This window comes from Acidovorax sp. Leaf78, assembly GCF_001422735.1.
Taxonomy (GTDB): Bacteria; Pseudomonadota; Gammaproteobacteria; order Burkholderiales; family Burkholderiaceae_C; genus Acidovorax.
Window position 1 is genome coordinate 73478 of sequence record NZ_LMLZ01000002.1, and the last position, 12602, is coordinate 86079.

A 12602-nucleotide genomic window follows, 5' to 3' on the forward strand; every position below is an offset into this window, starting at 1 on the left:
TTCTCAACTGGTGGATGCCAACGCCACGCCCAGCATGATCAGCGCTCCGCCTGCCAGCGTGCGCCAATGCAGCGGCTCGCCGAGGAACATCCAGGCCAGCGTGGGGACTATGAGGAAGGCCAAACCCATGAACGGGTAGGCGAGGTGCAGGGGCACGTTGCGCAGGATCCATACCCAGCCCAGCGTCGTGAGGCCGTAAAGAATCAGTGACGCGATAAGCCAGCCATTGAAAACGAACGCCTGCCACGTCAGCGGCGCTGCAAACGCGCCAGCCGCCTTCTTGAACAGGATTTGCCCCACGCTGATGGACAGCACACAAAGCAGGGTGAGCGCGATGGTGAATTTAGGCATTCTCTCTATCCGGTGACCCACAAATGACGGGAAGCAGAACCAACGGCGCGGTGAAGAATGCCAGGAGATACCGGTACTCGCCCGCGATCGAAAAGATGAATATGGCGATCAGTTGCACGGCGTAGGTGCCTGAGATCAGGGCCGCAATCTTGTCGCGTCGCGCCAGCGAGCGGCGAAGGGCAAACATCAGCAACACCAGCCCACCCCAGGGGGCCCACAGGAGTGCCCTGTGCTGGATGGAAAAGTCGTACCAGGCGTGAAGATGCTTGCGCGGCGAGAACTTCAGGGGCTGCACACTCGATACTGATTGGGTCAGCGGCAGTATTTGGGCGGTAGCCGGTGGGCCGGGTATGCCGCCATTGGCCATCGCCGAGTACAGGAAGATGTTGACACGGCTGGCCATGAAGGCAGGAAAGTTGTGCCACAGGTTGTACTTGAAGAACTCCTTGATGATGGTTCTTTTGGATTTGTTCGAAAGCGACAGAAGCGCTGGGCCTGCAGGAAAGAAGATCAACGGGTCCCAGTAGTAGTGGTCGTGGAACTCCCGGATCTTGTCCAGCGATTGGCCAGTGGAGGTGAGCGCGTCGACCGTTTTGGCGGTGACCCGCGGTTGGTTGTGTTCCCACAATCCCATCGGTCTGTCTTCCAGGAATCCCACGGTTTCATACAGGGCCAGCGGGAATACCGAGCCGATAGGATTCTCGTACTTGTAGACGAACTGGCTACCAAAGCCGACGACGAGCCAAGGAACGATGACCAAGCCCAGGCGAAGCCTGTAGGGATTGGACAGTACCCACGCCATCGCCACGAGGGGAATCAGGTTCAGCACCCCGTTGGGCCGTCCAAAGATTGCAAACGGTACGGTAACGAAGAGAATCAGCAGCGACGGCAGATCAACGCTGCGGCGGCGGATGCTCCTCCATGCCTCGAACAGCATGCCGCTCAGTGCAATCGCGTAGATGCCGTCCGAGTAGAAGCTGCTGGAGTAATACACCACACTGGGTGCCAGAGCGACAAACACGAGGCAGTAGGCAAAGCTCTTCCACATGCGGCGCGTCAGCATCCAGGCCAGTATGCGGGCGCACACTGCTGCACAAATCAGCATCTGCAAAGCGATGGGTACTTCGACCCGCCCGGTGGCTCCGTAGGTGAGTAGTGCATAGAGATACCAGAATGCCGGCTTGTTGGCCTGATGCACGCGATCGGTGTCGACCTCCAGCATGATGGCGAGGCTGTCCTGCCCCAGAATTCCGGGCCAGGAGGCAACGAGCCATGCGGCATACACGACGCCAATGAACCCCAGGACGATGGCGAAGTACTGCAGCTCGGACAGCGCCAGAAAGCGGGTTTTGACGGCGCGCATGGCAGGCGCGCCAAACCACGCCTGCGAGGACGACGGCTTGAATCTCAAAGCCTGCTTTTCCACCAGATGCCAGCTGGCGTACGCCAGCGCCACGGTAATGGTGAGCGATATGAACAGAGTCCCTGCGAATCCCAGCTGCGGCCAGCCATACTGAATGACGGTTTGCTGGATGGGAAATGCGAACAGATAAATGCCATAGGAAGGATCTCCCCACCGGCCAGCGCGCCGGATGTACGCTGTGGTTTGCGTTCCGGCACAGATGATGAAAAACGGCAGCCCCAGCAGCAACGCGCTATGCCGCCAGCCCGCCGCCCACACTGCGGCGGTGGCAAGAGCGATGGCTCCGCCCCACAGCACTGGCCGACGGCGCCAGTACGGCTCCAGGGTGTAAAGCGCGGCGCCGGCCAAGAAGAAAGCGCTCAGCTCGCGGCCGTGGTGAACCGTGCCTGTCACGTCAGGATTGCTGCGGACGAGAAACCAGCCGATCAGAACCGCAATGCTCAAAAGCAGCACGGGCCGGTACTTGAGCAGACCGATCAAACCCGCCAGACCCAACACGATGTAGCAGCGTACTTCGATGGGAATGGTCCACAGCGACCCATTCACGCCGAGGCGGTAGGGGTTGTTCTCAAACACCCCGGGCAGCACGAAGTGGATCTTCATCCCCAGCGCCTGTAGGTAGTTGGCCGTTGCACGGTGTGTCAGGTACTCCTTCAACGGAAGTTGCGTGACCCAGGCGCCCAACACGTAGGCGGTCAATACAACGGCGACGGTAAGGGCAGGCCAGATGCGCAAAAACCGCCGAAGCCCGAACCGCCAGAAGTTTGGATCTCTCTGCCAACTCGCATTCACCAGATAACCGCTGAGTACGAAGAAGATGGTGACCGCCAGTCCGCCCAGGCTGTGGATGCCGAAGAAAGACGGCTCCATCTGGCCCGTGAGCGCGAAGTGGTGGCTGTACAGCACCATCGTCGCGGCCACGATGCGGATTGCGTCGAAGTTGTTGCCCGGGTGGGTGGCTGGAGAGGATGCCCCTGTGTGAGCCTGCACGGAATTCTCGGCGCTCATGCGCTCGCCTGCAGCGACAACCCGGCATGCTCGCGCAGCGGATGAAAATGAATCTTTGGAAACCGCTCCTGCGCCAGCCGCACGTCGTACGGTGACGTGCACAGATAAGCCAGCGTGTCCGCCGCATCGTGCGCCAGGCGCAGTGGATACGCGTCGGTGAACGCACGCAGATCCGCCGGGGAATCTGCAGTGATCCAGCGCGCCCCTGTGTACTGGCAGCCTTCCAGCCGCACGTCCGCGTCGTACTCGGCCTTCAGGCGGTGCTGCACCACTTCGAACTGCAGTTGCCCCACGGCGCCCAGCAGCATGTTGCCGCCGGCGTCGGGCTTGAAGACCTGAATGGCGCCTTCTTCGCCCAGCTGGGCCAAGCCCTGCTGGAGCTGCTTGGTGCGCAAGGGGTTCTTGAGCACCACGGTCATGAACATTTCCGGCGCGAAGAACGGCAGGCCGGTGAACTGCAGGTTGGCACCATCGGTGATGGTGTCGCCCAGCTGCACGCCACCGTGGGTGGTAAAGCCGATGATGTCGCCCGCGTAGGCCTCTTCGACCGCCTCGCGGCGCTGGGACATGAAGGTCACGACGGACGTGGGGCGCAGTTCCTTGGCGGTGCGCTGCACCCGGAGCTTCATGCCCGGCATGTACTTGCCCGACGCCACGCGCACGAAGGCGATGCGGTCGCGGTGGTTGGCGTCCATGTTGGCCTGCACCTTGAAGACCACGCCGGCGAAGCCCTCGTCCTCGGGCTGGATGGTCTTGACCACGGGCTGCTTGTTCACCTGCAGGGTGCTCACGCGTGGGCCGGGGGGCGGAGCCATGTCGACCAGGGCGTCGAGCACCTCCATCACCCCGAAGTTGTTCACCCCGGAGCCAAAGAACACTGGGGTCAGTTTGCCGGCCAGGAAGGCGTCGTGGTCCCAGGTGGGCGATGCGCCGACTGCCAGCTCCATGCTTTCGAGCGCGGCATCGAACTCGGCGCCGAAGCGTGCGCGCAGCGTGGTTTCGTCAGACAGCGGAATGGCTTCGAAGTCCTGCGGGCGGCGCTCGCTGCCGGACTCGAACACCGTCATGGTCTTGGTGCGCAGGTTGATGATGCCGCCGAAGGCCTTGCCCTGGCCCACGGGCCAGGTCATGGGGCAGCAGGGCATGCCCAGCTCGCGCTCGACCTCGTCCATGATGTCCAGCGGGTCGCGCACTTCGCGATCCATCTTGTTCACGAAAGTGATGATGGGCGTGTCGCGCTGGCGGCAGACCTCGATCAGGCGGCGCGTCTGCGCTTCCACGCCGTTGGCCGCATCGATCACCATCAGTGCCGAGTCCACGGCCGTAAGCACGCGGTAGGTGTCTTCCGAGAAGTCCTTGTGGCCGGGCGTGTCGAGCAGATTGATGACGTGTTCGCGGTACAGCATCTGCATGACCGACGAGGCCACCGAGATGCCGCGCTGCTTTTCGATTTCCATCCAGTCCGACGTGGCGTGGCGGCTGGCCTTGCGGCCCTTGACGGCGCCGGCGATCTGGATCGCGCCCGAAAACAGCAGCAGCTTTTCGGTCAGCGTTGTCTTGCCCGCGTCCGGGTGGGAAATGATGGCAAAGGTGCGGCGGCGCCGGGTTTCGGGGGCGTAGGACACAGGGGATTCCAGAAGGGGGAGTCGAGGCACGCTGCGGCAGGGACTGCGGCTGGCGGCGCGGCAGGCGCATGCGCCCGAATCGCGGGATTTTAACGGTGTCCGCTACGGCGCTCGCGGTGGTGCGGTCGCCGGGCCTGCAATGCCGGCACTGGCCAGGCGCAGGGCTGCCAGATTCTCCAGTCTGCAAGGCTGCGGGCGGAGCGCCGCGCTGCCGGGTTTGTGCCGGGTACGCCGCGCTGCTCTGGCCGCGCCACCACACTTGCTTTTATAATCCGCCGATCCGAGGAGCGTTGCAGCGTCCCCAGCACAGGCGGGGCGTGAGGCTCGGAGTCATCCAGCAACGACGCTCAACCACTTCTCGCGTGGTGAGCCTCCGGCAATCCCCCGACCAGTGGTTTTTTCAAACATGCTTTGGAGCAAACCATCATGAACGCACGCGTCAACGCACCCGTCAACACCGACTGTGTCATCACCGACATCGGCCTGGCCCCCTGGGGCCGCAAGGAAATCGCCATTGCCGAGACCGAGATGCCCGGTCTCATGGCGATCCGCGAGGAATTCGCTGCCGCCCAGCCCCTGAAGGGCGCCCGCATCACCGGCTCGCTGCACATGACCATCCAGACGGCCGTGCTGATCGAGACCTTGAAGTCGCTGGGTGCCGACGTGCGCTGGGCTTCTTGCAACATTTTCTCCACGCAGGACCACGCTGCCGCTGCCATCGCTGCGGGCGGCACGCCGGTGTTCGCCGTCAAGGGCGAGTCGCTGGAAGAGTACTGGGATTACACCCACCGCATCTTCGACTTCGGTGCCAAGGGCACGGCGGGCGAAGGCCCCAACATGATCCTGGACGACGGCGGCGACGCCACGCTGCTGATGCACCTGGGCCAGCGCGCCGAGAAGGACGCGTCCCTGGTGGCCGGCAACGGCGCCAGCGAAGAAGAGCGCATCCTGTTTGCCTCGATCCGCAAGAAGCTGTCGGAAGACGCCACCTGGTACACCCGCAAGTCGGCCGAGATCGTCGGCGTGACCGAAGAGACCACCACCGGTGTGCACCGCCTGAACGAGATGTCCGCCAAGGGCACGCTGCTGTTCCGCGCGATCAACGTGAACGACTCGGTCACCAAGAGCAAGTTCGACAACCTGTACGGCTGCCGCGAGTCGCTGGTGGACGGCATCAAGCGCGCCACCGACGTGATGATCGCCGGCAAGGTCGCCGTGGTGGCGGGCTACGGCGATGTGGGCAAGGGCTGCGCCCAGGCGCTCGCTGCCCTGCGCGCCCAGGTGTGGGTGACCGAGATCGACCCCATCAACGCCCTGCAGGCCGCGATGGAAGGCTTCAAGGTCGTGACGATGGAATACGCGGCTGATAAGGCCGACATCTTCGTGACCACGACCGGCAACAAGGACGTGATCCGCCACGAGCACATGGTGGCGATGAAGAACGAGGCCATCGTCTGCAACATCGGCCACTTCGACAACGAGATCGACGTCGCGTCGATCGAGAAGTACCAGTGGGAGGAAATCAAGCCCCAGGTGGACCATGTGATCTTCCCGGACGGCAAGCGCATCACGCTGCTGGCCAAGGGCCGCCTGGTGAACCTGGGCTGCGCCACGGGCCACCCGAGCTTCGTGATGAGCAGCTCGTTCGCCAACCAGACGATCGCGCAGATCGAGCTGTTCACCAAGCAGGGCGACTACGAAGCCGGCAAGGTGTACGTGCTGCCCAAGATCCTGGACGAAAAGGTCGCCCGTCTGCACCTGAAGAAGGTCGGCGCGCAGCTGACCGAGCTGACCGACACGCAGGCCGCCTACATCGGCGTGGCCAAGCAAGGCCCTTACAAGCCTGATACGTACCGGTATTGATCCCGGTAGGGCGCTGCGCGTGGGCTCGGCCTGCGCTGGGCGCTGGGGCTGACCGGCTAGGCTGCCGAGCGGCGGGTTGAGGCTCTGCAGCTTTGTTGCATGCCTGCGGCAAGGACCCGTCTGCCATCAGACGGGTCGCCCCCGGCACTTGGCGTAGCAGCTTGCTGCATCAGTGGCGCGTGCTGGGTGTACTTGGGTTTGCTATACAAAATATAGCTGGTAGCGCTTGCTGAGCAAGCGGTAGCGGCTATTTTTATTCATAAGAAGGACGGGCGCGATGCGCGCAGATGTGTATTTGGTAGAGCGCGGGCATGCCGCGACCCGGTCCCAGGCCCAGCGGCTCATTGCTGCGGGTGTGCAATGGCGCCTGTCGCCGGGCATGCCTTGGCAGAAGGTGGCCAAGAACGGCGACGACATTCCCGAGATCGCCCTGGTCGAACTGCTGGACGGCGCCGAAGCCAAGTACCTCTCACGCGGCGGCCTGAAGCTGGAAGGGGCGCTCAAGGCCACCGGCCTGGCGGTAGACGGATTGCGCTGCCTGGACGTGGGCCAGAGCACCGGGGGCTTTACCGACTGCCTGTTGCAGCACGGCGCCGCGCAGGTGATCGGCGTCGATGTGGGCCACGGCCAGTTGCACGAGCGGCTGCGCAACGACCCGCGCGTGGTCGGTGTGGAGGGGCTGAACGCCCGCGCCATGACGGCCCAATCGCTGCAGGACGCGAGCGAAGAAGCGCTGTCCGAGCATGTGGAAACCGACGTTGATGACAACGACACCCAGCCCGTGGCGCCCTATGCGTGGATGCGCAACGGTGGCGAGGTAGACGAGGAATACGACGACACCGACGACGCCCGCGAGCAGGACGTGGAGGCCTTCAAGGCCGAACGCGCTGCCAAGGCCCGTGCGCGCGCTGAAGGCATCGTGCCCACCAAGCGCCAGCGCAAGGCGGGGCTCGAGCAGGTGGACATCACACCCGAGTTCGACGTCATCACCGGCGATCTGTCGTTCATCTCGCTCACGCTGGTGTTGCCGGCGCTGGTGCCGCTGCTGAAGGCGGGCGGCTCGCTGCTGATGCTGGTCAAGCCCCAGTTCGAGCTGCAGCCGGGCCAGGTGGGCAAGGGCGGTATCGTGCGCGACGAGGCTCTGTACGCGGTGGTCGAAAAGCGCATCCGTGACTGCTGCGCCGACCTGGGGCTGACGGTGGGCGACTGGCTCCCCAGCGCGATCGACGGCGGCGACGGCAACCGAGAATTTTTTGTTTCTGCGAGGAGAGCTGCTGCATGAATGCTGCCAGCGCACAAGGCACCGGCTTTCCGGTGAGCTTCGAGTTCTTTCCCCCCAAGACGCCCGAGGGCGCCGAGAAACTGCGGGCCGCGCGCCAGCAGCTGTACGCGCTGCACCCGGACTTTTGCTCCGTGACCTACGGCGCGGGCGGCTCCACCCAGGAGGGCACCTTCGGCACGGTGCGCGAGATCCTGGCCGAGGGCGTGAGCGCCGCTTCGCACTTCTCGTGCATCGGCGCCACGCGCCAGTCGGTGCGCGAGGAACTGGCCCAGCTCAAGGCCATGGGCGTGAAGCGCCTGGTGGCCCTGCGGGGCGATCTGCCCAGCGGCTACGGTGCCGGCGGCGAGTTCCAGTACGCCAGCGACCTGGTGGCCTTCATCCGGGCGGAGACGGGGCGCGACTTTCACATCGAGGTGGCGGCCTACCCGGAGGTGCACCCACAGGCGCGATCGCCGGAGGCAGACCTTAAGGCTTATGTCGCCAAGGTCCAGTTAGGGGCGGACTCTGCCATCACCCAGTACTTCTACAACAGCGATGCGTACTTCCGGTTCGTGGAAGAGGCCAAGCGTCTGGGCGCCGACGTGCCTGTGGTGCCGGGCATCATGCCGATCGGCAGCTCGACGCAGCTGATGCGCTTCTCGGATGCCTGCGGCGCCGAGATTCCGCGCTGGATCCGTCTGCGCCTGCAATCGTTTGGTGACGACACGGCGAGCATCAAGGCCTTTGGCCTGGATGTGGTAACCGACCTGTGCGACCGGCTGCGCAGTGCGGGCGTGCCGGCGCTGCATTTTTACACCATGAACCAGAGCGCTGCGACCCTGGAGATTTGCCGCAGGCTGGGGATCTGATGCGGCAGGGGCACCGCGCCGCGCTGCTGCAGGGCCCGTGGTCCGCGGTCACCGGGCTGTGGCGCCAGCGATGGCCGCGCGCGTTGCTGGCCGTGCCGGTGCTGGGCGGGGCGGTCGCTTTGGCTGCGCTGTGCGGCCCCGCGCCGGTATGGGCGCAGGGGTTTTCGGCAGAAGCAGATGCTCTGGCGCCCAACCTGCTGAGCGTGCCGGGTGAGGCCATGCTGATCGACCCGGTTCGCCCCGAGCGTCCCCCGGCCGATGCGCCGCTGATCGTGCCCCTGATCGTCCCGGGCACGCAGTTGGACCTCTCTGCCGATGAAGTGGGGCTTGCATCCTGGTACGGGGCCAAATTCCACAAGCGGCGCACGGCCAGTGGAGAGCTGTTCGACATGAAAGCCCTGACCGCTGCCCATCCCACGCTGCCCTTTGGCTCCCTGGTGTGCGTGCGCAGCCAGGCTACGGGGCGCTCGGTGGTGGTCCGCATCAACGACCGCGGCCCCCACACCCGCAAGCGCGTCATCGACCTCAGCCGCGGAGCTGCCGAGGTGCTGGGCATGGTGGGGCTGGGGTTGAAGCCGGTGGAGCTGTTCGCGCTGGACGACGGCGCGCGCGACTGCCCGATGCCTTAAAGGCGAAAGGCGAAGGGCGAAGGGCGAGAGTCGGGGGCCACTTCCCGCCGGTGCACACGGCACCCTGGCCCCCTCCAGCGACATCGTGGGTCCGGCTTTGCCAAGTCACTGCAGGCGTGTTTCCCTTGGGGGGAGGCGCCGTAGGCGACTCCAGGGCGCCTTGCTGGCCTACCCTCCGGATTCGAGCGTGTGCGTGGCGTGCTTGTCCTGCGCCAGCAGTTCCACCATTTGGGGCAGCGCGGTTTTCAGCGCGGCTTTCAAGGTGAAGGGCGGGTTGATCAGGAACATGCCGCTGGCCGGCAGGCCGGGGCGTTTGGTGTCGCCCGCGGCATCGCTGGTGATCTTGCTGGACTTGACGGTGAGCGTGGCGTGCAGCCAGCTCTTGCCCGCCTTGGTGGCCATGGTTTTCAGGCGGCGCGGCAGGTCGTGCGCCTCGGGGCGCGGGATGATGGGGTACCAGACGGCATAGGTGCCGGTGGCAAAACGCTTGAGCGAGTCTGCCGCCATGTCGAGCACCTTGGCGTAGTCGGTCTTGATTTCGTAGCTGGGATCGCACAGCACCAAGGCGCGGCGGGCCGGTGGAGGCAGAAATTTCTTGATGCCTTCGAACCCGTCTTCATGCAGCACGGCCACCTGGCGGCCCGCTTCGAGCTGGGCCACGTTGCCCGCCAGCGAGCGCAGGTCGGTCGGGTGCAGCTCGAACAGCTTGAGCTTGTCGTGGTCGCGCAACAGGCGCTGGGTGATGAACGGCGAGCCCGGATAGACCCTGAGCGCGTTGCCCTGATTGAAGCCGCGGATCAGGTCCACGTAGGCCTGCAGTGCGGGAGTGAGGGCGGGGGCCTCGGGCGCGAACAGGCGGACCACGCCGTCGGCCGCTTCGCCGCTGGTGTTGGCATAGTCGCCATCGAGCCGGTACAGCCCGGCGCCGGCATGGGTGTCCAGCACGGTCAGGGCCGCGTCTTTTTCGATAAGGTATTGCAGGGCGGCGATCAGGACCGTGTGCTTGAGCACATCGGCATGATTGCCTGCATGGAAGGCGTGGCGATAACTGAACATGTCCAATGGTAACGGGTGCGGGTCGCGGTGGCGCATCCCGCCGGCAGGCCCGCCCCGCCATGGCTGCCAGGAGCTTCAGGTCGCCGGGACGGCTGTGCACAGGGCGTTTCCGTGGCGATGTCATGATCCGATGCCGTTTCGTCATGGTGTCCGGTGGTGCGGAGAGGCCGGGCGCGGCACAATCGGGTTGTTTGCCCAAGCGTGATGTTTTTTGCAGACAGAAAGCCTTTTGTTTCAGCAACCGTAACCGCATGCTTCATCATTCCGCCTGCAGCCGCCTTGACCTCAGGGCGTTGCCGATGCAAGCACGCATGCACGCCACGCACTCTTCAACATGAACGCAGTCTCCAGCCCCGCCTCTGCCCCTGCCAGCGGTATCAGCCACACGGATGCGCTGCCGCCCGGTACCCGGCTGGCCGAGTTCGAGATCCTGGGGCTGCTGGGTGTGGGCGGGTTCGGCATGGTCTACAAGGCCTTCGACCACTCGCTGCACCGGGCCGTGGCCATCAAGGAATACATGCCGTCCGCGCTGGCGGGGCGCTCCGAAGGGCAGTCGCTGTGGGTGCGGTCGTCGTCCGACCAGCAGACCTTCCGCGCCGGACTGGCGTCGTTCGTGGGGGAGGCGCGGCTGCTCGCGCAGTTCGACCACCCCTCGCTGGTCAAAGTGTTCCGCTTCTGGGAGGCCAACAACACCGCCTACATGGTGATGCCGCTGTATACCGGCATGACCTTCAAGCAGGCCCGCGCCCAGATGCGCACGCCCCCGTCCGAGGCCTGGCTGCGCAAGCTGCTGTGGTCGATACTGGGCGCCCTGCGTGTGCTGCACGAGGGCAAGACGCTGCACCGCGACATCTCGCCGGACAACATCTTCCTGCAGGACAACGGCCCGCCGGTGCTGCTGGACCTGGGGGCCGCCCGTCACGCCATCAACGACCAGGACCGCAAGCACACCGCCGTGCTCAAGGTGAACTACGCGCCCATCGAGCAGTATTCCGACGGCGACGAGGAACTGCGCCAGGGTCCGTGGAGCGATTTGTATTCGCTGGCCGCCGTGATGCACGGCTGCCTGTGCAACGACACGCCCCTGCCGGCCACGCTGCGTTCCATCCGCGACCGCATGGTGTCGTTCTCCCGCGTGGCCCGGACGGTCAAGCGCCAGTTCGGGGTGGAGTATTCGGCGCCCTTTGTCGCTGCCATCGCCAAGTCGCTGGCGCTGCGCCCCGCAGACCGGCCGCAGAGCATCGACGAGTTCCTGCAGATCATGGAGATGACCACGGCTCCGGAGGGCAGTGAGCATTTCGATTTCAGAGCCGACCTGGGCGACATCTGGGTGGAGCCTGCCGACCGGCCCGGCCCCGGTCAGGTCACGCCCACGGTGGATGTGACGTCTGCGTCGGACGCCGTCAGTGAACTGCAGGCCCAGGCCGCGCGCGTTGCGCTGCCGGACGGCGCCCTGCACGCCGCGGGCCCCGCCCATGGCCACGCTGCGGGCGATGCCGGGGGCCTTGGCACGGACACGACGGTCGACCTGGGCGGCGACACGGTGATGATGGGGCCGGACACGGTGGCGGCCGACGCCGGGGACACCGTGTTCATCGACGCGGGCGACTCGGTGGTGGACGATTCGCGCTACGACGACCCCCAGACCTACCGCAGCATGGGCGAGCAGGGCCACGGCAAGGCCGCGGCGGAGCCCCGCGCCAAGCATGCCGACCGCGATGCAGGGGCGCGCGCTGCGGCCAAGCCTGGCAAGAGCGGCAAGCGCGTGCCCATCGTGGCCTGGATTGCGGTGGCCGTCTTTGCGGTGGTGGCCGCCGCTGGTGGCTTGCGCTGGGCCCAGAGCGACAAAGCGCCTAAAGACGACATCATCACCGAGATGGCCGAACCGGCAGCCCCGGCCCCCGCGGTGGCGGACGCCGCCCTGACCGACACTGCCGCAGGTGCCCCTGCCGCCGAATCCGCTGCGTCGGACGCCACGGCCAGTGCGGCCGCTGCGACGGCTGCGGCAGCCGCTGCATCGGCCGCAGCGCCGGTGCCTGCCGTTGCCGCTGCCTCGGCGCCTGCGACCAAACCCGCACGCACCGCCAAACGGCCTGTGGCCGAGCCGGCCCCCGCTCCCGTCGTGGTGCACGAAGAGCCCGCGCCACCCCCTGCGCCCGTGGTGGCCGAGCCCCGGCCCCGCCCCACGCCGCCCCGGGTGCAGTCGCCGCAGGAAAGCTGTGCGGATGCCAATTTCCTGTCGCGGCCGATGTGCATCCACCAGGAATGCCAGAAAGCCTCGCACTCCGCGCACCCCATTTGCGTAGAGAGCCGGCGCCGCTACGAGGCCGAAGAGCAACGGCGCCGCCAGACCCCCAACTGAGGGCATGGGGCCGGTGGCCGGCCCCGTTTGCCGCGTGTGCACGCACGCCGCTTGCGTGCACGCGGGGTAAATTCGTATAATCGAGGGCTTCGCAGCGCTTTTGTGGTCCCGCGGCGAGGATTTCATGCCACCTAAGAGGCTTCCTTCAGAGAAGC

9 protein-coding genes and 1 riboswitch are annotated in these 12602 nt (G+C 65.5%); of the genes, 5 read left to right on the top strand and 4 right to left on the bottom strand.

From position 1 onward, the window contains the following. Positions 1-3: 3 nt before the first annotated feature. Genes ASF16_RS03485 through ASF16_RS03495 form a run of 3 tightly spaced genes read right to left on the bottom strand, consistent with a single transcriptional unit; the run spans position 4 to position 4407 of the window. Positions 4-351, bottom strand: coding sequence for a flippase (locus tag ASF16_RS03485; protein WP_056162807.1), 348 nt, complete (start codon positions 349-351; stop codon positions 4-6). After that, positions 344-2782 (bottom strand): acyltransferase, encoded by a 2439-nt coding sequence (locus ASF16_RS03490; protein WP_056162810.1) that lies wholly within the window; start codon positions 2780-2782, stop codon positions 344-346. The genes ASF16_RS03485 and ASF16_RS03490 overlap by 8 nt, the downstream gene beginning before the upstream one ends. Next, complete coding sequence (locus tag ASF16_RS03495; protein WP_056162813.1) at positions 2779-4407, bottom strand: peptide chain release factor 3; 1629 nt, start codon at positions 4405-4407, stop codon at positions 2779-2781. The genes ASF16_RS03490 and ASF16_RS03495 overlap by 4 nt, the downstream gene beginning before the upstream one ends. 276 nt (positions 4408-4683) lie before the next feature. Further along, positions 4684-4763: riboswitch (S-adenosyl-L-homocysteine riboswitch) on the top strand. A gap of 70 nt (positions 4764-4833) precedes the next feature. Here ASF16_RS03495 and ahcY point away from each other — a divergent pair. The 4 genes from ahcY to ASF16_RS25210 all read left to right on the top strand — a co-directional run bounded on the left by ahcY (position 4834) and on the right by ASF16_RS25210 (position 9029). Further along, positions 4834-6270 carry an adenosylhomocysteinase gene (gene ahcY, locus ASF16_RS03500; protein ID WP_056163019.1) on the top strand — a complete coding sequence of 479 codons (1437 nt, stop codon included), beginning with the start codon at positions 4834-4836 and terminating at the stop codon, positions 6268-6270. A gap of 277 nt (positions 6271-6547) precedes the next feature. Then, positions 6548-7552, top strand: a complete 1005-nt coding sequence (locus tag ASF16_RS03505) for a TlyA family RNA methyltransferase (protein ID WP_056162816.1) — start codon at positions 6548-6550, stop codon at positions 7550-7552. After that, positions 7549-8400, top strand: coding sequence for a methylenetetrahydrofolate reductase [NAD(P)H] (gene metF / locus ASF16_RS03510; protein WP_056162820.1), 852 nt, complete (start codon positions 7549-7551; stop codon positions 8398-8400). The genes ASF16_RS03505 and metF overlap by 4 nt, the downstream gene beginning before the upstream one ends. Beyond that, entirely contained in the window at positions 8400-9029 is a 630-nt protein-coding gene (locus tag ASF16_RS25210; RefSeq protein ID WP_082516716.1) for a septal ring lytic transglycosylase RlpA family protein, read from the top strand. The genes metF and ASF16_RS25210 overlap by 1 nt, the downstream gene beginning before the upstream one ends. Before the next feature lie 168 nt (positions 9030-9197). Here the strand turns inward: ASF16_RS25210 and ASF16_RS03520 are convergent, their stop codons facing one another. Then, entirely contained in the window at positions 9198-10085 is an 888-nt protein-coding gene (locus tag ASF16_RS03520) for a 23S rRNA (adenine(2030)-N(6))-methyltransferase RlmJ (protein ID WP_056162823.1), read from the bottom strand. 334 nt (positions 10086-10419) lie between these two features. Here ASF16_RS03520 and ASF16_RS03525 point away from each other — a divergent pair, with 334 nt between their 5' ends. Beyond that, entirely contained in the window at positions 10420-12447 is a 2028-nt protein-coding gene (locus ASF16_RS03525; RefSeq protein WP_056162825.1) for a serine/threonine-protein kinase, read from the top strand. Positions 12448-12602 lie beyond the last annotated feature (155 nt).

Coding starts and splice junctions, on each gene's coding strand:
- metF (WP_056162820.1), top strand. CDS start 7,549: ATGAATGCTGCCAGCGCACAAGGCACCGGCTTTCCGGTGAGCTTCGAG.
- ASF16_RS03520 (WP_056162823.1), bottom strand. CDS start 10,085: ATGTTCAGTTATCGCCACGCCTTCCATGCAGGCAATCATGCCGATGTG.
- ASF16_RS03525 (WP_056162825.1), top strand. CDS start 10,420: ATGAACGCAGTCTCCAGCCCCGCCTCTGCCCCTGCCAGCGGTATCAGC.
- ASF16_RS03485 (WP_056162807.1), bottom strand. CDS start 351: ATGCCTAAATTCACCATCGCGCTCACCCTGCTTTGTGTGCTGTCCATC.
- ahcY (WP_056163019.1), top strand. CDS start 4,834: ATGAACGCACGCGTCAACGCACCCGTCAACACCGACTGTGTCATCACC.
- ASF16_RS03505 (WP_056162816.1), top strand. CDS start 6,548: ATGCGCGCAGATGTGTATTTGGTAGAGCGCGGGCATGCCGCGACCCGG.
- ASF16_RS03490 (WP_056162810.1), bottom strand. CDS start 2,782: ATGAGCGCCGAGAATTCCGTGCAGGCTCACACAGGGGCATCCTCTCCA.
- ASF16_RS25210 (WP_082516716.1), top strand. CDS start 8,400: ATGCGGCAGGGGCACCGCGCCGCGCTGCTGCAGGGCCCGTGGTCCGCG.